The organism is Vibrio sp. 10N.222.55.C7 (genome assembly GCF_041473335.1).
GTDB lineage: Bacteria > Pseudomonadota > Gammaproteobacteria > Enterobacterales > Vibrionaceae > Vibrio > Vibrio crassostreae_C.
Genome location: NZ_JBFRSC010000031.1, coordinates 15,687 through 35,534 on the forward strand (window position 1 = coordinate 15,687; position 19,848 = coordinate 35,534).

The 19,848-nt window shown below is 45.9% G+C and carries 13 protein-coding genes; 6 read left to right on the forward strand and 7 right to left on the reverse strand.

Going from position 1 to position 19,848, the window contains the following annotated elements:
* Positions 1-24 precede the first annotated feature (24 nt).
* From betB to AB4482_RS11915, 3 genes are all read right to left on the reverse strand, one after another.
* Positions 25-1,485, reverse strand: coding sequence for a betaine-aldehyde dehydrogenase (betB, locus tag AB4482_RS11905; RefSeq protein WP_372180996.1), 1,461 nt, complete (start codon positions 1,483-1,485; stop codon positions 25-27).
* Between the two features lie 105 nt (positions 1,486-1,590).
* A complete protein-coding gene (gene betI, locus AB4482_RS11910) occupies positions 1,591-2,193 on the reverse strand; it encodes a transcriptional regulator BetI (protein ID WP_048610022.1) in 603 nt (200 codons plus the stop codon).
* A 430-nt stretch (positions 2,194-2,623) separates the two neighbouring features.
* Entirely contained in the window at positions 2,624-3,721 is a 1,098-nt protein-coding gene (locus AB4482_RS11915; protein WP_102393797.1) for an alpha/beta hydrolase, read from the reverse strand.
* Between the two features lie 288 nt (positions 3,722-4,009).
* Here AB4482_RS11915 and AB4482_RS11920 point away from each other — a divergent pair, with 288 nt between their 5' ends.
* The 5 genes from AB4482_RS11920 (at position 4,010) to AB4482_RS11940 (ending at position 11,123) form a co-directional block, all read left to right on the forward strand.
* Entirely contained in the window at positions 4,010-4,714 is a 705-nt protein-coding gene (locus AB4482_RS11920; protein ID WP_372180998.1) for a response regulator, read from the forward strand.
* A 36-nt stretch (positions 4,715-4,750) separates the two neighbouring features.
* Positions 4,751-6,070: a sensor histidine kinase gene (locus AB4482_RS11925; protein ID WP_372181000.1), complete on the forward strand. Its 1,320-nt coding sequence runs from the start codon at positions 4,751-4,753 to the stop codon at positions 6,068-6,070.
* Between the two features lie 135 nt (positions 6,071-6,205).
* Entirely contained in the window at positions 6,206-6,481 is a 276-nt protein-coding gene (locus tag AB4482_RS11930; RefSeq protein WP_017065177.1) for a hypothetical protein, read from the forward strand.
* A gap of 572 nt (positions 6,482-7,053) precedes the next feature.
* On the forward strand, positions 7,054-9,423 hold the full coding sequence (locus AB4482_RS11935; RefSeq protein ID WP_372181001.1) for a M4 family metallopeptidase: 2,370 nt from the start codon (positions 7,054-7,056) through the stop codon (positions 9,421-9,423).
* Between the two features lie 143 nt (positions 9,424-9,566).
* Positions 9,567-11,123 (forward strand): M28 family metallopeptidase, encoded by a 1,557-nt coding sequence (locus AB4482_RS11940; protein WP_372181003.1) that lies wholly within the window; start codon positions 9,567-9,569, stop codon positions 11,121-11,123.
* A 143-nt stretch (positions 11,124-11,266) separates the two neighbouring features.
* Here AB4482_RS11940 and lhgO read toward each other — a convergent pair whose 3' ends face one another.
* The 4 genes from lhgO to AB4482_RS11960 all read right to left on the reverse strand — a co-directional run bounded on the left by lhgO (position 11,267) and on the right by AB4482_RS11960 (position 17,541).
* Entirely contained in the window at positions 11,267-12,481 is a 1,215-nt protein-coding gene (lhgO, locus tag AB4482_RS11945) for an L-2-hydroxyglutarate oxidase (protein ID WP_017065174.1), read from the reverse strand.
* Between the two features lie 26 nt (positions 12,482-12,507).
* On the reverse strand, positions 12,508-14,685 hold the full coding sequence (locus AB4482_RS11950) for a TRAP transporter permease (RefSeq protein WP_104216319.1): 2,178 nt from the start codon (positions 14,683-14,685) through the stop codon (positions 12,508-12,510).
* A 184-nt stretch (positions 14,686-14,869) separates the two neighbouring features.
* The gene (locus tag AB4482_RS11955; RefSeq protein ID WP_104216318.1) at positions 14,870-15,883 is read right to left on the reverse strand and encodes a TAXI family TRAP transporter solute-binding subunit; all 1,014 of its coding nucleotides are present in this window, start codon (positions 15,881-15,883) and stop codon (positions 14,870-14,872) included.
* Between the two features lie 317 nt (positions 15,884-16,200).
* Positions 16,201-17,541 (reverse strand): sigma-54 dependent transcriptional regulator, encoded by a 1,341-nt coding sequence (locus AB4482_RS11960; RefSeq protein WP_102321268.1) that lies wholly within the window; start codon positions 17,539-17,541, stop codon positions 16,201-16,203.
* 230 nt (positions 17,542-17,771) lie between these two features.
* Between AB4482_RS11960 and AB4482_RS11965 the strand changes: the two genes are divergently transcribed.
* On the forward strand, positions 17,772-19,835 hold the full coding sequence (locus tag AB4482_RS11965; RefSeq protein ID WP_372148551.1) for an ATP-binding protein: 2,064 nt from the start codon (positions 17,772-17,774) through the stop codon (positions 19,833-19,835).
* Positions 19,836-19,848 lie beyond the last annotated feature (13 nt).

Sequence of the window (19,848 nt, forward strand, 5' to 3'; positions counted from 1 at the left end):
ACCCATAAAATTGAGTGTTACGCGTTAGGCATAAGGACTGGCGTAGTCGCCAAGTTCAATAAGAATGCTCTTAGTCTGCGTATAGTGAAGTAGGGTTTCTGGTCCATTTTCACGGCCAATACCTGAAAGCTTGTAACCACCAACAGGCATTTCTGCTGGTGAGTCACCCCACGTGTTCACCCAACAAATACCTGCCTGCATTTGATGAATAACACGGTGCGCACGAGATAGGTTTTGCGTGAACACACCAGCCGCAAGGCCATATTTGGTGTCGTTAGCGCGGCGAATCACGTCGTCTTCGTCGGTAAACTTCAACACTGACATCACAGGGCCGAAGATCTCTTGTTGAACGTGAGGCATGTTGTCTTCGCAATCCACAAACACGGTTGGGATAACAAAGTTGCCGTTTTCGAGGCCGTTGTCCGTCACTTGATAGCCGCCCGTCAGCAAGGTTGCACCCGACTGCTTAGCTAGCTCAATGGCTTCAAGGACTTTTGAAAGGTGTTCTTTAGAAATCAACGCGCCGATCTGAGTCTCCATGTCCATTGGGTTACCAATGATCAGCTTCTCAGTGCGTGTTTTAAGTTGGTCGATGAATGCGTTGTAGATGTTTTCGTGTACATAAACGCGAGTACCGTTGGTACACACTTCGCCTTGGGTGTAGAAGTTAGCCACCATCGAAGCGGAAACCGCATCATCCAATTTCGCATCATCAAACACGATCATTGGTGACTTTCCGCCAAGTTCCATGGTGACCGATTTCAGCGTTTTAGCGCTATCTGACATTACCGCTTTACCGGTACCGGTTTCGCCCGTGAACGACACTTTCGCGATGTCTGGGTGCGCCGTTAGCATCTGACCAACACGGTAATCGCCCTGAACCACGTTGAACACGCCATCAGGAAGACCAGCTTCGGTAAAGATCTCAGCAAGCTTGAGCGCTGTGAGCGGCGTTTCTTCTGAAGGCTTGAAAATCATCGCGTTACCCGCGGCCAATGCCGGAGCTGATTTCCACATCGCGATTTGAATGGGGTAGTTCCACGCACCAATGCCCGCACAAATGCCTAGCGGTTCGCGGCGAGTGTAGAAAAATTGAGATTCACTCAGCGGTTGTTGGTCGCCTTGTAGCGTTGGTGCCAAGCCAGCAAAGTATTCAATAACATCAGCGCCAGACGCCACATCTACTTCAATCGCTTCTTGCAGCGGCTTGCCCGTATCAACAACCTCAAGGTTTGCAAGGTCATTATTTCGAGCTCTAAGTATTTCCACTGCCTTCAAAAGAATACGGCTGCGTTCCACAGCGGTCATTGCTGACCATACCGCAAATCCGCGCTTCGCAGATTCAATAGCACTGTCGACATCCGCTGAAGATGCTTGGCCTAACGTCGCGATAGGTTCACCGTTGGCAGGGTTAATGCTATCAAAGGTTTCACCAGAGGTTGCTTTAACCGCTGCGCCATCGATGTATAACGAGTTCATTTCCATTTGAGATTCTGACTTAATTATTGTTATTAGACTCTACTGGTCTAGTTTGAATTTTGGGTGTAAGTATTGGTCGTTCTAGTGCTGTTCTAGTTCTAACACTGCGTTCTATTTGGTACTGCACGAGTAGAACGTAAGTTGTTTATCTAGATAATCATTGATGATGGCTCGCGCCTTTTGAGCATCGATACCATCTGGGTTTAGTGTGCCTCTCAGCCACAAACCATCAATCAGAGACGCAATCCCGTGAGCAACGAGATCCGCTTGTTCATGATTCAAAATACCTTTCAACTCAAGACGTAAGTGTGAAATCAAACGTTTTTCATTCACACGCTGCAGTCTTTTCAGCTGCTCGTCATGCATTGAATATGACCAAAATGCCAACCACGCCTTCGCGACCTTATTTTCAGCTTGGTAACCTTCGAAGTTACCATCGATGATCGCGTTAATTCTCTGTTGGTGAGCATCAACAGGAAGCGCTTTTAGTGAAGTCGTGATGGTATTGGAAAGTTGGCGAAGGATTTCACGCATGGTCTCTTCGAGCAGCCCATGCTTCCCGCCAAAATAGTGATTAATAATGCCAGTGGAGACTCCCGCTTCTTTGCTGATCAACGCAATACTCGCGGCATGCAAACCCACTCGATCAATCACCGTCATGGTGGCTTGAACAAGCTGTGGTTTACGTATATCAGGCATCCCAACCTTCGGCATTTCTCAGTCCTTTTATTTTATATTGAACGTTCAGTTAAATATAAAATGACAGAAATTTAGTTAGGGTTCAAATGATTATTTAAAACAAACTCATAACAATACAGCATTCAAAACAACAAAAATCATTATGGAACAACAGCTTAAATATCATTTAGAGCACTAACGAAAACAATTGAAGATTTGAGGTGTGATAGTTATTGGTCAAATGTTTTTGCTTAGAAAGTTCAAGAATCAATCAGTGAGAGTCCTTGTAGAAACTTTTTGGGGAGGGAGTGGAAAGGAAGTATCAAGGAATTTTCATACTGAAATTTAAGACAAGGAAATCCACAATCAACACAGGTAACGAATCAAAAAATGAACAAAAAAGGTTGGCGACAACAGCGTCATCACCAACCTTCTCAGTCGTTTCTAATGTTATTGCAAGCCTAAGCTACTCAATGCGTGTGATGAAACCGTATTTATCTGACTCAGCCTTAGTCACCCAGTGTTCGCCAGAAGCCGGAGCAGAATCCAACGTGAAGATATAGAAGTCGATTCCTTTGTCTCCCATTACCTTTTTAAAGTAGGTCGCTTGCTTGCGATGGCTTTCGTTCGTGTATGGGAAGTCTTTGGCTGTTTTATCATCCTCAGCCCAACTGTGCACACCAACCTGCTTATTAAGCTCAATGGCTTTAGTGGTATCTGCTCGTTGCAAAACTCGTGGGTTACCCGCAGCGAAAAGATCCGTGCCGCCAGAGAACACCGACCCCGTAGGCGTTACGATCGTCGTCATGTTGTTACTGTGGATCATGCGACCGGTGTACATATTGATATCATCGTCGGCACTTCCACCAATATGGTTGGTAAACTTCAACGTCATCTCACTGCCTTGATACAATTTCACGATATCAAAAAGCTGAGAATAGGTTGATGCGCCTAGAGTGGAAGTAATGCGATCAACAGCGCCAGTCTCGTTGAGCACATCACGGTAAAAAGCGTTGAAAGCAAACGAGGTGGTTATCGTTACCTTGTTCCCACTTTTAGTGTTACTCAGAATGGTAGACCCAAGGCTAGTCACGTATTGAACCAGTTCATTGTGATACTCAAGCTCGACGGGCTTATGAGTATTCGTCGTCGTGTTAATTAACGTGGTGTCATTGCCGATTGAGCGTTGAGCCGCACCACAATCAAACACGTCCAAACCCTTGCTCTCTGTGTAGATACCGCAGCTATCAAATCCTGCATCAGGGAGGTACAGATCCACACTTTGACCTAAACTATCCGCAAGCCTAACCACTTTTTGCTTATCACTAATATCTTCCGCAAACAGAACGATTTCATACTGCACACCGTTGTAATCAAGTTTTATGGATTCTTGGACCTCTTGTCGCTCTTTATACAACTCACCCAGTTTCGCTGATGAAAATACGTAATCCGCTTGAGGTTTTGCTTGCACTTTGGTGGCAGCTTTACCTGAGTTAGAGCTTGAATTACAGCCCGCTAACAGAATCAAAGGTAACGCCAGTAATGCATTTCTATAGTCGTTCATACCGTTATTCCCAAAATGTTTGATGAGAAAATTCTATTGTTTAGCGCTGAATTTATCTGTCTTGGAAATGTATGAGAATGTCGAGCCTATTTGAACGATGTTTTTTATTTTCCTATAAATGCCAATTCATCATTGAACTAACTTATAAAGTGTTTAATCATTCGCTTTAGGTATTTGGCGAAGCATCTGAACTTATATGCAATAGCGTATAATCGTAATGGTTCATCACGACGAAGACTCGCTCACCTAATCTCAATAAGTGAAACGCACGACAAGGCTGATAATGGAATGACAAAACCTAAAATGATCATCGTGGAAGACGATTTGAAACTTCAGAAAATGTTGCAGGACTACTTCGTCGCGCAAGATTTTGATGTCACGGTGTTGGACGATGGCAGTGATGCCGCACACACCATCCTCACGGAGCAACCTGACATCGTACTGCTGGATTTGATGCTTCCTGTAACTGATGGACTTACAATCTGCCGACAGACGCGTACGCACTATAAAGGTAAAATCTTGATGCTCACTGCTAGCGATGACGACTTTGACCACGTCGCTGGTTTAGAGACAGGGGCTGATGACTATGTCACCAAGCCAATCAAACCAAGAGTTCTGCTGGCCAGAGTTCGTTCGCTATTACGCCGCCAAGACACCAATACCGCTTCAGTCGATGACTCAGACACCCTTCAGTTCGATCAACTCGTTCTGAAAAACACTTATAAGAAGTGTGAACTTTCAGGTGCGGTTTTATCACTCACTGACAGCGAGTTTGACCTACTTTGGTTATTGACAAGCAACCCAGACACGCCGTTATCTCGTGACTACTTGACGCAAACATTGCGCGGGATTGAGTACGACGGAATAGACCGGACGATTGACAACAAGGTTGTACGTCTAAGAAAGATTTTGGGCGACGACCACACACCAGCAGAGAAAATTCAGACCATTCGCGGGAAGGGTTACTTATTTGTTTCGACCGCCTGGCGTTAACCTCGCTCAATACGAGCGTAATAAAAGAGAGCGATTATGCGACGTATCTTTTTGGAGTCCTTAATAGGGCTGTTAGTTTGCTTTATGGCCGGCCTTGTCGCCTACGAGATTAGCGTCTATCAGCTCAATACCGACTACGAATACGTACTGGAAGATTACGAAGCGGCTGCCCACCAGCAATTGATCGAGAACATCGCTAAAAATCAAGGCCTTGAAGCGGCTCATCAAGCGATAAACCAGTTTGTAGAAACCACACGAAATAAATTGGTTACATTCAGCCCAGACGATGAAATACCCAGCCCCGTTTCAGAGTTCTTCAGCACGAATCCGAATACCTTTGTTTTTCACGATGATGAACGGGACCTATGGTTTCGCTTAGCAAGCAGTGACAATACCTATCACTACCTCCCCAACAGTGAAGCGTTCGTTAGGCAAAAAATAGAGTTGGAGGATGACCTCATTTGGTTGTTCTTTTTAGCGAGCTTTATCTTATATGGGTTATGTCATCTATTTATTATCTTCCGCCGAGTTAAAAAGCTTGAGGCTGCCACTCTGCGTTTTGCGGAGGGCGATCTCTCGACACGAGCCGAGACTTCAAGTGGTATTGCGATTGGTTCACTGAACAAATCCTTCAACCTAATGGCCGACCGAATTCATCGCTTGGTAGAAAGTAATCGCTCACTCACTAATGCTGTCGCTCATGAACTGCGCACGCCAATATTCCGTATTCAGTGGCAAGCTGAAATGTTGAAAGACACCCAGCTAAACGCAGAGCAAGAAAGCACGATTGAGAGTATTGTCGAAGACACGGAAGAGATGGAAAAGATGGTCGATGAACTATTGTATTACGCCAAACTCGATAGCACTGACCTAGAAAACTTAAAAAAGCCATTAGAGATTCGAGACTTTCTCGACCACGCAATGACGCGTTGGAGTAAAGACACTCAACTCAACATCGACCTTTCACTACCAGCGCAACCTAGCTCAATACTTGCGGATGAAACACTACTCAACCGAGCACTAGATAACCTCGTGCGTAACGCAATGAAGTTCGCACGCTCGCAAGTGTCGATAGAAGCAAGCGTGCACCAAGAACAACTGAAAATTGCGGTACATGACGATGGTGATGGCGTTGCAGAGGAGCACCGAGCACATCTGTTCGATCCCTTTTATGTTGGCGACAAAGCACGTAATAAAGCTAAGAGCGGCCATGGGTTAGGGTTATCTATCGTCGAGAAGATCTGTGCTCAACATAACGCAACTGTGGAAGTGGGTCAGAGCCAAGCCTTAAAGGGTGCAGTATTCACCATAACCATTCAGCTATGTAATGATTCAGCTGACAAACCCATACAGTAACGACAAAACACCTCTGGAATAATGTTCAACATCGGTCGGGAGATGCTGTCTCCCATGAACTTATTAAATCTAGATAATCATGCCACTGCCTTTGTGCCTTGCCATCTAGGTTCCAATCATTCTTAAGGTATTTTTATGAAAAAGTTATTAGTTGTTTTAGGCATTGTTTCTCTAGCGGGTTGTTCTGGTATCAGCCACAACGAAGAAGTGTACACAGCGCACGCAGAGAGCTTCAACATTGTCGGTTTCCAAGTGCCAGGTAACACTCAAGACCGCGCAATGGAATTAGTACCTGAAGGTGCAACGGTTGATACGATTCGCTCAACAAACTCTGATACGAGCTCTGTTCTGGGTATCATCAACCGTATTATCGGTATCGACTACGTACAAGTTGGCGGTAAAAAGCAGTAATTCGCTATAGTGACGTTAGCCACGTACCATAATTAAGTGTCGCAGTTGCCTACCTATATTCAGTAGCCTGCACAAACTAAGTTAATCTAAGCCAGTGACCCGTCGCTGGCTTTTTTCATCCAGCAGATTTTGTGCTCTGTGCCAAACAAGTGCCCGATTCCCCTTCCCTCTTTTAACTAACAATTCGAAAAATAAGCCGAAAAGTCTTCGATTTCTTATCAAAATTGCCCCTAAATTCGCTAAATGGCCTTCTGTTTAAAGTGACACTTTCAAATCGTTGATCCTTCTATCAACCCAGAATCCGTTAATTGAGGCACAGATCAATTTACTCGAAAATCTTAATTTCCAAGAGAAATAAACACTTAATAAAAGTGTCACGATTTTATAAATAAACATATAGGTGCGTTCAAAAATAAACAGAAATGATAACTATCTGTAAATACGAGAAATATAAGTTTCATGAATAAAAGAGATCATTGCCATGCTACTAATTAATCAGATCGAATGATGTAAATTCGCTGTGATTAATTTGTTACGTTTTCTTGGATTTTACATGGAAAGAGAAAACAACAATGAAAATAAGAAAACGTTTAGTTGCCGTTGCTATAGCCAGTGCTATGTCTTTGTCAGTGCATGCAAGTGAATCCGTTCAAATCGATCAACCGATCAACTTTACTAGCTTCTCTGGGTTAAACGCTCAGTTAGGAGTCAGTAACGCCTCTAGCTTCAAGATGGTGAAAGAAGTAAACCTGAAAAAGCGTGGTATATATAAAGTTAAGATCCAGCAGAACATCTGGGGAACACCGGTATGGGGACATTACCTAAATGCCACCCAAAGTGTCCAAGGTGGCGCACTCAAGTCCGTTCAAGGTCGCTACCTTAAAACAACGACCTTAGAGCGATCTTTTGTTAAGCCATCAATCAACAGCGCTCAAGCGGTTGAACTCTCAAGTAAAGATCTAAAGACTCAAGGCTTAACCAGCAAATCTCTAGACAACGTTCAACATCAGCTATTTATCTATCAAGGCTCTGTGAAGCAAGGCATCGGACAGCAAAGCGTAGATAAAACACGACTAGTGTACGTTGTCTCTTACCTAGTAGAAGGCAGTGAACAGCCGACTCGACCGTTCACCATGCTAGACGCGCACACAGGCGAAGTCATCGACCGCTGGGAAGGTATTGCCCATGCTCAGATCGGTACTGGCCCTGGCGGCAACGAAAAAACCGGCATGTACGAATACGGCACCGACTACCACTACCTTGATGTGGTAGAAAATGGCACAGAGTGTGTAATGGAGTCTGAAAATGTCGTTACCGTTGACCTTAATGGCGCGACCGACGGCGACACCACTTACAGCTATGAATGTCCTCGTAACGAATATAAAGCCGTGAACGGCGCATTCTCACCACTCAACGATGCCCATTACTTTGGCAACATCGTGTTCGATATGTATAAAAACTGGTTCGACACAGCGCCACTCTCCTTCAAGCTCATGATGCGTGTTCACTACGGTGAAAACTACGAGAATGCATTTTGGGACGGCAGAGCCATGACCTTTGGTGATGGGGAGAGCTTCTTTTACCCGCTTGTTAGCCTAGATGTATCAGCCCATGAAGTGAGCCACGGTTTCACTGAGCAAAACTCAGGTTTGATCTACGCAAACCAATCGGGCGGTATGAACGAAGCCTTCTCTGACATGGCCGGTGAAGCCGCAGAATACTATATGAAAGGCACCAACGACTGGATGGTCGGCCGTAATATCTTTAAAGGCGACGGAGCTCTACGTTACATGGACGATCCATCACGAGATGGTTCTTCAATCAATAATGCATCCGAGTACTACGATGGCTTGAATGTGCACTACAGTTCGGGCGTGTTCAACAAGGCCTTCTACCACCTTGCAACCACGCAAGGCTGGGATACTAAAAAAGCGTTCGAGCTTTTCGTGCTATCCAACCAAATCTACTGGTCAGAAAACAGTGACTTCTGGCAGGGTGCTTGTGGCGTGAAAAACTCGGCAACAGACCTTGGCTACAATGCCGATGACGTTGTTTCTGCGTTCGGTCTTGTGGGTGTTACCCCATGTGCAGAGCCACCACTGCCACCAGAACCGGAATATCAACGCCTTGAAAATGGTGTTGAAGCCGCAGTTGCTGGTGAAACAGGTTCGAAAACTTACTTTGATATCGAAGTACCATCAGGCCAAGAGAAACTGACGATTGATCTTGCTGTGTCTACGGGTGACCCAGATATTTATGTCGGCCTAGATTATGCGCCAAGCTCTCAGGAGAATATCTGTAAGAGCGAAACCGTGACCGATGAAGTGTGTGTGATTGAAAACCCAACCGCAGGTCGTTACACGGTTAACGTTCTAGGTTACTCAGATTACGCAGGTGCAAATCTGAAAGCGTCGTACGAATCAGGCAGCGCTAACGTGCCGCCCGTCTCTTCTTTCGAACACACGATTGTCGGTAAAGAAGTCGAGCTACGCAGCACAAGTTCAGACAGCGATGGTCAAATCGTTTCTTACCAATGGAACCTTGGCGATGGCAACACACAAACCGGTGAAGTGGCTCGTTATACCTACGCTGAAGCTGGCGACTACGTGGTGACTCTGACCGTGACTGACGATGCAGGCGTTGCAACATCAACAAGCAAGTCGATCACGATTGAAGGTGACTCTGCGGAAGGCTTCCCACTAAAACTGAAGTTTGGTAACAAAAATCCGAACGGTAAGGCGCGCGTTAAGCTGGCATGGGATTACGACACCAATGACTACTTTGTGATTAAGCGTAATGGCAAAAATGTTGGCGCTACAGACTTCAACTCATACGTCGACAAGTTCCGTCACAACGGCACAGTAGATGTTGAGTACCAAGTATGTACCTCAAGCGATATCTGTTCAGAAACCAAGCACTACCGTTTCATTAAAATACAATAATCGATAGTAAATTCAGGGCTCCGAAAGGAGCCCTTTTCGCGGTTAACTGTTCAGAAAATGAAACATCTACACAAAAACATCCACGTATTACACAAAAATCACCCCCATCAACATAACAATACTCACCATAAAAAGGACGACAAATGGCTATTCAAAAAAGCATGCTAGCTTTGGCTGTACTCGGAGGTTCTTTAGCCTTAATCAACAGTACTTCGGCTTACGCATCCCTAGGCATCACACCACCAGCGAACGAAGAAGTTTGGATCACCACCGATGCTGACGCACAGCATATAATGACTCAGCATGGCGCAACGGTTTATCCAAGCGTGACAGGAAACAAGCATTCCATCGTCGCGAAAATCAACCAGAAAGAGCTGGCGAAACTATCTAGCCACATGCACGAAAAAACCCACCGTTGTGGTGGCTACATGGTGCACGAAGACAAAGCAAGCGCACTCAAAGCGGCAGCTATGCCACTGACCATGAGCAACTTCGAAAAGCCAGTTATCAGCCATCAAGATACGGTGAACGACCTACTCGCTCAGGTCGAGCCGAACAACATGGTCACGACCATCGAAAATCTAACCAACTTCACCAACCGTTTTTATACTACTTCTACTGGTGTCGCTGCTTCAGATTGGCTTTTAGAACGTTGGGAGACGGAAATTAAAGATGTGCCGTATGCGTCTGCACGCCAGATCACGCATGCCGAATACCCACAGAAATCCGTTGAAGTGACACTGCTTGGCGCTAAATATCCTGAAGAGATCGTCGTGGTTGGTGGACACCTTGATTCGACCGTTGGATCTTGGACAAGCGAAGGCACCATCTCACCGGGAGCCGATGATGATGCGTCTGGCATTGCAACGGTAACAGAGTCGCTTCGCCTGATGATCGCCAGTGGCATTCAACCAGACAAAACCATTAAGTTCTATGGTTATGCTGCTGAAGAAGTAGGGCTACGTGGCTCACAAGATGTCGCCAACGCTTTAAGAGATGAGCAAGCCAACGTTTTGTCCGTATTGCAATTAGACATGACCAACTACAACGGTTCTGCGCACGATATCACCTTCATCACGGACTACACCGACAGCAACCTCACCGCCTACTTAAGCGAGCTAATCGACACTTACGCGAGCGACATCAGTTACGGTTTTGATGATTGTGGCTATGCCTGTTCTGACCACGCCTCTTGGCACAATGTTGGCTACCCAGCTGCTATGACATTCGAAAGCATGTTCAATGATTACAACCCAAGTATTCATACCCAACACGACACGCTTGAGAATTCCGATCCAACCGCAACACACGCGACCAAGTTCGCTAAGTTGGCGATTGCTTACCTTGTCGAAACCAGCCTTGATTCACCGGTTGCTGGCCCTAAAGAGCTGCAAAATGACGTCCCCGTTGAAGGGCTTTCTGCAGGATATGGTGAAGAGCAATTCTTCACATTTACGACGGAAAGTGCAGGTCAGTTAACGGTAACATTAACAGGCCCTCGTAGTGGCGATGCCGACTTATATGTGAAACACAACGGCACCGTATCGAAAGCGAACTACGACTGCCGCCCATACCAGAACAGCAGCAACGAACAGTGTGTATTGAACAAGCCAGCGGGTGAATTCAGCATCATGGTGCGCGGTTACCGTAACTTTAGTGATGTCACCATCGTCGCTAACTTCGTTCCTGATTGGCTTTAAGGTTGGTTAATTGACTAACAATTAAACCTAGCAAACACGGCTAAAACTAAAAATCCGCAAGCCCACGATCATAAATAGATTGGAGCTTGCGGATTTTTTATTGTCTTCGGAGAGCATCTCAACTTAATAACCTTTAGTTATCATCAAGCCGTCTTTTTCATTACCTTGCCACAGATGTACTCACCAATCGGCATTGCAGAGGTCGCAGCCGGTGATGGCGCGTTACATACATGTAAGCTTCTTGGGCTTTCGGCAAACAGGAAATCATGGACCAAGGTGCCATCCTTCAGTACCGCTTGAGCACGAATCCCAGCAGGATAAGGCTTAAAATCATCAACCGTAATACTCGGGCAGTATTTGTTCACTAGCTTTAGATATCCCGGTTTCCACCACGAGTTCTTAAACTCGACCAAACCCGTTTTCAAGTGATTCGCAGTCACTTTCCAAAAACCCGCAAAGCTCAGCATCTGCCAAGTGTCCTTGAAGCTAAAGTTAAGCTTGCCATAACCTTCTCGCTTCCAGCCTTGAACTGCATTTGGCCCTACTGTTACGGAGCCATCAATCATGCGTGTTAAATGCACGCCCAAGAAAGGCAGTTCTGGGTCAGGGATCGGATAGATAAGATGATTCACCACTTGGTTGTGCTTAGCGTCTAACTGATAATACTCACCGCGATAAGGCACGATTTGGAAGTCGGTTTCGATGTCTAACATCTTGGTCATTCTATCGGCCATCAAGCCAGAACACGTGATCAAGAATCGACTGTTCAGTTGAAGAGTCTGACCATCTACTTTGCACGTTAACTGCACTTCATCTTCTTGCTCATCGGCCATGATCACTTCCGTACCAAGGCTAAGCTTACCACCCGCCTCAACAAACTCTTGAGCCATCACTTCGGTGACTTTTTTGTAGTCGACGATACTGGTGGTTTTGACATAAATCGCACCCAAACCCGTGATATTTGGCTCGGCAAGTTTGAGCTGAGCTTGATCCAACAAATCAACATCAATATCGTTATCGTGGCAACGCTGATAGAGCGCATTCATTCGCTCCACTTCTTGCTCATTGGTCGCGACCAACAACTTACCGCAGTTTTCGACGGGGATATCGTGTTGGCTACAAAAGGCGATGGTGCGCTCTACGCCGCGTTTACAAAAATCCGCCTTTAAACTGCCCGGAGCGTAGTAAACACCAGCATGAATCACCCCGCTATTATGGCCAGTTTGGTGCTGCGCGAAACCACGTTCCTTCTCGACTAAAAGGATACTTTTATCAGGGTGAGCTTGCTGTAATTGCCAAGCCGTAGACACGCCAACAATGCCGCCACCAACGATAATATAGTCGTATATTGAGTTCATAATATTCCTACATTCAATCCTTTTAATTATAGGGAAGACGCGACAGTGTTAGACCCGGTTTGAGGTAACTTTTTTTCCTCACTTTCTGATTCCATTTTCACTTGATTAGCATCGTATTTACGACCGCTGTAGATAAAGATGCCAACAAAAATGGCAACACATACCAAACGGATCACGACTGAAACATCAGGCCATACTAGAGCTATACCTACCGCAACCAACACTACTCGAGTAATAATATTAACTTCGCTCTCTAGATAACCTTCAATCGCCGCGATAAACGCGTAAGTACCAATAACAGCAAAGCCACCCGTGACTAACACGGAGATCACATCCCAACTTACCAAGTTAGTGTAGGCAATCAACAATGGTACTAAATACAAGCCTTTGGCTATCTTCCATGCCATTAATCCCGTTCTCATCGGGGGTGTTTTAGCAATGGTTGCAGCCGCAAATGCAGTTAAACAAACAGGCGGAGTCACGTTGCTGTCTTGCGATAGCCAGAAAATGATCAAGTGGGCAGAAAGCAGTGCAAGGCTGATCGCTTCTAAGCCAAGGCTCTGTTCAAGCAGAGTTTCCACAAAATCAGCAGGGACTAACGCAATCATCTCTTTGGCTGTTTCAAGTGCCATTGGCGCGTTCAGCAAATCAAGCTTATCTGGCGCAGCCAACATGAAGATAGCTTTCGCCTGTTCCGGTAACTGTCCCGAAACCAACAGGTCGAGCAACTGACTTTCAGCAATCAGTTTATACAAAGCTGGTGCAGACAGAGTACCCAACACGATATAAGCCGCGGTTACTGGTAAGCCCATGCCCAGAATCAAAGACGCCAGTGCAATTAAGGCGATCATCACCAGTAACTCGCCATTCGCCCAGCTGTTGATCATCAAAGAGAAGGTGTTACCAATTCCCGTAGTGCTAATGACATTAACAACTAGACCAATACCCACTAGCAACACAGCCGTGGTCGCCATGTTTTTTGCGCCTTGAGAAAGCGCTTCGATGATCGCCTTTGGACCCATTTTGTGATTTTTAGAGAACCATGAAGCCACCACGACAGACAGAATCGAGATGCCCGCAGCGTAAGTCGGCGTAAAGCCCTTCACCAACAGAGTCACTAACACCGCTAATGGGATCAGGTTGTGCCAACCCGACAGCAATACTTTCAATAGAGGCTCACAGCCAGAAGTCACCTTTTGCACACCACTGCGTTTTGCTTCGATGCGCACGAAGAATGCCACAGACAAAAAGTAGATAAGCGCAGGAACGAAGGAAACCGCAATAATATCGACATAAGGAATTTGCGTGTAAGAGGCCATGATGAACGCGCCCGCACCCATCACAGGTGGCATCAGCTGCCCGCCAGTAGATGCAGCCGCTTCAACACCTGCCGCGAAGCGCGAAGGGAAACCTGCCTTTTGCATCAAGGGAATACTGATCACGCCCGTCGATACTGTGTTTGCTACGCTCGACCCGGAGACTGAGCCCATCAAGCCGGAGCCAATAACGGCAATGAAACCAGGGCCACCAATCACTTTGCCCGCCGCTGCGCGAGACACATCAATAATGTAGTCGCCGACACCAGATCGAACTAAAAATGCGCCAAATAAGATGAACATGAACACGAAGGTCCAACTGATTCTTGAGATCGAACCAAACATCCCTTCTGATGAATAAAAGCTTCGATAAAGTAACGTCTCAAGGCTTAAACCCGGAAAATGAAAAATACCGCTGGTCCATTGTCCCCAAAGCACTACATAGCTTAAACACACTAAGATAAGCACTGGAATGAACCAGCCCATAGTGCGTCTAATCAGCTCGATGACGATGGCAATCGCCAAGATAGAGAAAAACCAATCACTGGCGATAAATTTTACGCCTCGGTCATAAAGGGCGTCTTCTGCGAAGGGGATATAGATAAGACAAGCCAGAGCCGCCAAGGCAATTCCGATGTCGACAGCCAGCGCTATCTTGCTCTTTTTCAGCGAGATATGAGCGGGATACCAGAGTGCACAAATGATCGCAAAGCCAGCGAAGTGGGTCGCCGAGATCCAAAGTTCAGGCAAGGTAGATAAGGTGTTAAACCAAATGTGTAACAACGAGAGGAGCACTCCCATTGTCGTTATTGCTTTGCCCACCCACGGAAAATCCGTTCGGGTCGGCAGTTCAAATTTTTTCAGTTCCTGCTGCAGCGAATCGCTCATAGAAAACTCCTGCTCTCCGCAGCAAACACGAAGAGAAAATCCATAAAGTGAGGAGGTGCACGAACACATTCTTGAGCGAACGTGCACCAAGCAATTAAGTCACGAAGGGGTTAGTTGATGACAAACAGCTAGTTCGCGACAAATCATTAGCTCACGAACCAATAGTTACCTGACAACAGATAAGCTAGTTAACGATCAACTCAGAAGGGATCTCGATGCCCATCTCTCGATAATAACGAGCAGCGCCTGGGTGAAGAGGAACAGGCAGACCTGCGATCCCTTTCTCGAGTGCCATTGCTTTGGTTGCTTTATGGATACCTTGTAGGAAAGGTAGGTTTTCATAGATAGCTTTGGTTAGTTGGTACACATCTTCTTCAGAGATGTCTTCACGAACCGCTAGAAAGTTAGGTTGGGCGATAGTGGTGATCGGCTTATCAACACCTGGGTAGGTGTTTGCTGGGATCTCATACTTGGTCCAGATATTGTAATCGCCGTTCGCTTGTTTGATCTGCGCATCGGTAAATGACAGGATTTGAATGTCTTCCCCCAAGGCAGCAAACGCTTGAGTTACTGCGCCAACCGGCACGCCAGCAGGTGTGTTCATGCCATCAATGGTGCCATTCTGTAGTGCACTGGCACTGCCGCCGTAACCCATAAAGGCGAGTTTAAATTGTTCTGGATCTACCGACAGGCCTTGCATGATCTGGCGTCCTGAGTTTTCAGTACCTGAGTTTTTCTTACCGATAGAGAATTTCTTACCGTTTAGATTTTCCAAATCGCTCACGGTGCCTGTTTTTGCTAAATCAGAGCGCACAATGAAGTGTTCTACGTTTTGCCATAACATAGACACAGAGCGAAGCTGTGTTTGTTGACCTGATTTCTCATATGGACCAAGCCCTTGCCACGCCCACGCACCATACAAACCTTGCAGAATGGCAAACTGTGCTTCGTTCTCGTTCAACAACTTTACGTTCTCACCCGAGCCCGCAGAACTAATAGCCGCCAAAGAAAAGTGCTGCTTAGGCGCAAGCTTAACTTTACTCAATGTCGCTAAGGCCACACCCACTGGATAATAGGTACCACCCGTTGAAGCCGTCGCTAAAATATAGCTGCGATCTTCTTCAGCTGACGCATTACTGATAAGGCCAAGAGAAGCCATTGCTAGCGCTAAAGTTTTAACCAGCTTGTTGTATTTCATTGTTACTCTCCATGTAGGGTTATTCACGTTATATTTTTGTTAACAACAATAGATAGCAAGCGTAATGCCAGTTTTTAACTATTTGTTTTAATTTACTTTTATTTTAAAACCTATTCAAAATAAGCCGTTTTTTGCTTATTCCCCTGTTATTAAGTAAGCCATTTTTGGCTTATCGGCTACCGGAATTAACACCTGTAGATCGGGAAGCAAGTCACACCATGTTGCATTTGTGTGATCAATGTATGTAAATTGATAAATATGCAATGAGCCATTTATTGCTCATTAAAAATCAACAAGCACTGCGATGAAGCCGCTCTCTAAGGGTCAACATAGTCACTTCGATTTAACCCATAACGCACCATCTTTTGGTTCAATGTTCGACGAGGTAAATCCAAATCTTGCATCACGTCATTGATACGCCCTTTATAACGAACTAAGGCATCATGAATCACTTTCCTTTCAAAGCTCTGTACTTGAACCGCCAAAGGGATGCCCGCCGTTGTGGACTCTGTGACAGAATTGGGACGACACGCCAAAATATCCCCAACGGTCAAGCTTTCATCCAATGCAAAACGAATCGCAACATTACGCAGTTCACGCACATTGCCCGGCCACGCATACGAGAGCAGTGCATAGCGATCAGCCTCACTGGCTATACGTGTTTCGGAATTGGCTTCTTGGGTGAAGTGTTCAAACAAAAGTAAGGCATCTTCTTCACGCTCACTGAGTGGAGGCAAATGCAGCTGGGCAACATTCAAACGATAGAATAGATCTTGGCGAAAGTCGGGGTGATTCAGTAGATCGCTTTTCGAGGCAGAGACCACTCGTAGATCAACATGTTGTTGCTGATTCCCCCCCACGCGTTCGACGACATTATCTTGCAAGGTACGCAGCACTTTTACCTGCATCGACAGCGGCATACTCTCTATTTCATCAAGGAACACTGTGCCTTTGTCGGCAAATTCCAGCTTACCAATGCGTCGTTTGGCCGCACCAGTAAACGCTCCGGCTTCGTGTCCAAACAGCTCGCTTTCAAAGAGATTTTCTGGGATTGCGCCACAGTTGAGCGGAACAAACGGATGGGTTTTACGTTGGCTGAATTCATGTAAGCAAGAGGCGACCAGCTCTTTACCACAACCCGTTTCACCATAGATGATCACGTTGGTGTCTATGGAAGCGACTTTCTGGATTTGCTCGCGCAGTTCACACATCACTTTACTGCGACCGATCAGCACCTGTTCAATGCCCTTAAGGTTATCCAGATAGTTCTGACGACTGTTTCTGTCTTGGCCACTTTGATGTTTATCTACCGCTTCCGATACCGTTTGAGACAGACGCTCTGGGTCGAATGGCTTCTCAATGAAGTCATAGGCACCTTGCTGTAAGGCTTTCACCGCCATATCGACATCACCATGCCCAGTAATCAAAATAACAGGCACATCTGGCACAAGACCTTTGAAACGCCCTAGCAGATCAACACCATCAATATCAGGTAAACGAACATCGGTGATAATGGTTTGAAAATCACCCTGCTCTACGGCGTTTAACGCATCTTGTCCTACTTCAAATGCGGTGACATCGAAGCCCGCCAGCTGCAACCATTGGCTGGTTGCTTGACGCACAATCGCGTCATCTTCAATTAAAGCAATACGCTGCATAGTTTGGTTCCGCCACTCTACATCTGATTAATATCGTCCACGGTATGTAAAAAAACCTCAGACGAAAAGGAGCTAGCTCCCACTTTGAATAACACTCCTTTAACAGTTTAATAATGTTTGTTAGCTTCGATTTGTCTCACTCTCCATTCGCTTAAAAAGCAAACATAAAACCTTGTCAAACCACTAGCTCAAAGAGGCAAGCCACTAATTTTAAAGGGATTTGATCAGAAATGATGAATAACAATCGATATTGGTTATTCCTGTGTACCTGTTTATTGATTGGTTTGGTGCAGGTCACCACCAAGAATGGCATCAGCCAGTGGAAGCTTGAACAAGCCCAACGCTATGCCGAACAGCGCTTCCTTGGCTACATTGCCGAAGCAAGGCGAACCCTTAAGCGTTTCTATTATCTGCCCTACCTAGTAACCAATGATGAAACCAGTGTGCGCTTCATTGATGGTGAAGCCCGCCTAGAAAAACGCATTAAGAAGCAGCTGATTCAATTGGATAAAGCCGCCAACACCAAGGGCTGGTATCTGCTTTCTGGCGAAGGGGACTTGTTGGTATCGAGTGTTGAAAGAAGCAAACTGAGCAATAAGAACGCCAGTACAATTGTTTCGAAGATCCACCAACAAGGTGGTGCGATTTCAGTGGTGACAAAAAACAAAGGCGTGACACCCGATTACTTCATAGCGGCACCCGTATATCGAGCCTCTGATGTGGTTGGCATTGTCGCGGTGCAAATCGATTTGTCATTGTTAACCGATCAATGGTTTGCCGATGGTGAGGCGATACTGTTTCAGAACCCTCGCGATCAGTTCTTTCTCTCCAGTGACAACAGGTTGAGTGCCGATTGGTTCAATGACACCTTCAATTCTCAGCCCACAGCGACAAAACGTGAGCTGTATGACCAAACCCATATTCGCGTGTGGCGATTGCAAGATAAAGATTACCTAATTCAGTCCATCAAGTTAGACGATCTGAATTGGCGTTTAACCTACCTAACGCCATTAACCAGCCTCAACCAGACCACGAACTGGATCAGCTGGAGTGTGGCGGTTGGCTGTCTTTTCATTCTGTTACTGTTGGTTATTCTTTACCAAAGACGCCAGAAAAAGCTCAGCAATCTGAGAATCCAAAAGCTTATCGAAGAGTCTGAGAAACGACTGTCTGGGATGATCAATAAAACCCATGTTGGGTTAATACTGATCGATAAACACGGACGCATTCACGATATCAACCTGATGGCGAAGAACTACTTTTCACTATCTGATTCAATGATCAATAACATCAAGGCGTGGCAGTTATTTGAGGCAGGTAATCCGAATTCAACCACCTTGCAACTGCTCAAAAACTTAGAGCAGCATCAAGAGCTGGCCGAGATAACTAGCGTCGAAACCATGGCAAGACGCAGCGATGGCAGCTACTTCCCTGTTTTATTCTCTATTAGCGCCTTTCCTTGGCATGCGACGACTTACTACCTGTGTACCGTAATCGATATCAGCAAACGTAAGAAAGCCGAAATTGCGGTGCAAAACGCCAATAAAACGCTACAACTGCGGGTCGAAGAGCGAACTCAAGATCTAAAAGATGCGCAGCAAGAACTTGTCGAATCTAGCAAACTGGCTGCACTAGGGCGGATGTCGAGTGCGATTACTCATGAACTCAATCAGCCGCTTACTGGCCTAAAAACGCTACTTTCAAGTAACCAGCTATTGATGGAAAGAGGCGAGACCAAGATGTTGAAAGCGAACATGGACTTAGTCATGAGCCTGATCGACAGAATGGCTAACATGACCAGCCAATTGAAGTCGTTCGCCTTCCAAAGACTTGAAAAGCCTTACCCAGTTTCACTGACAGACGCACTGCAAGAAACCCTGCGAATTCATCAAGCCGAACTGGAAAACGTCGATATTCGCGTGCGTGTCGCTTCCAATATTTCGATGGTAATGGGAGAAGAGGCGCGACTTCGTCAAGTGCTTGGTAACCTGCTTAGAAACGCTGTCGATGCCACGCAGAATCAGAAACCAGCAACCATTGTGATCAGCGCTCATACCGAGCAACAACGCGTGATCATCAAGGTTCAAGATAACGGTTGTGGTGTGTCTGAAGATCAACTCGAAACCATTTTCGAACCATTTCATACCAACAAAAAGATGGGCGAAGGCTTGGGGCTCGGGTTAGCTATTACAGCCAACAATGTACGGGATATGCAAGGCACCTTGATAGCAAAGAACAACCCAGACCAAGGCATGACATTCACATTAACGCTGAAGAATATAGATAGTGAGTAGTTACTAATAAGAC

What these genes read in the sequence shown, in the direction of transcription:
- betB (WP_372180996.1), bottom strand. Translation starts at nt 1,485, where the DNA reads ATGGAAATGAACTCGTTATACATCGATGGCGCAGCGGTTAAAGCAACC.
- betI (WP_048610022.1), bottom strand. Translation starts at nt 2,193, where the DNA reads ATGCCGAAGGTTGGGATGCCTGATATACGTAAACCACAGCTTGTTCAA.
- AB4482_RS11915 (WP_102393797.1), bottom strand. Translation starts at nt 3,721, where the DNA reads ATGAACGACTATAGAAATGCATTACTGGCGTTACCTTTGATTCTGTTA.
- AB4482_RS11920 (WP_372180998.1), top strand. Translation starts at nt 4,010, where the DNA reads ATGACAAAACCTAAAATGATCATCGTGGAAGACGATTTGAAACTTCAG.
- AB4482_RS11925 (WP_372181000.1), top strand. Translation starts at nt 4,751, where the DNA reads ATGCGACGTATCTTTTTGGAGTCCTTAATAGGGCTGTTAGTTTGCTTT.
- AB4482_RS11930 (WP_017065177.1), top strand. Translation starts at nt 6,206, where the DNA reads ATGAAAAAGTTATTAGTTGTTTTAGGCATTGTTTCTCTAGCGGGTTGT.
- AB4482_RS11935 (WP_372181001.1), top strand. Translation starts at nt 7,054, where the DNA reads ATGAAAATAAGAAAACGTTTAGTTGCCGTTGCTATAGCCAGTGCTATG.
- AB4482_RS11940 (WP_372181003.1), top strand. Translation starts at nt 9,567, where the DNA reads ATGGCTATTCAAAAAAGCATGCTAGCTTTGGCTGTACTCGGAGGTTCT.
- lhgO (WP_017065174.1), bottom strand. Translation starts at nt 12,481, where the DNA reads ATGAACTCAATATACGACTATATTATCGTTGGTGGCGGCATTGTTGGC.
- AB4482_RS11950 (WP_104216319.1), bottom strand. Translation starts at nt 14,685, where the DNA reads ATGAGCGATTCGCTGCAGCAGGAACTGAAAAAATTTGAACTGCCGACC.
- AB4482_RS11955 (WP_104216318.1), bottom strand. Translation starts at nt 15,883, where the DNA reads ATGAAATACAACAAGCTGGTTAAAACTTTAGCGCTAGCAATGGCTTCT.
- AB4482_RS11960 (WP_102321268.1), bottom strand. Translation starts at nt 17,541, where the DNA reads ATGCAGCGTATTGCTTTAATTGAAGATGACGCGATTGTGCGTCAAGCA.
- AB4482_RS11965 (WP_372148551.1), top strand. Translation starts at nt 17,772, where the DNA reads ATGATGAATAACAATCGATATTGGTTATTCCTGTGTACCTGTTTATTG.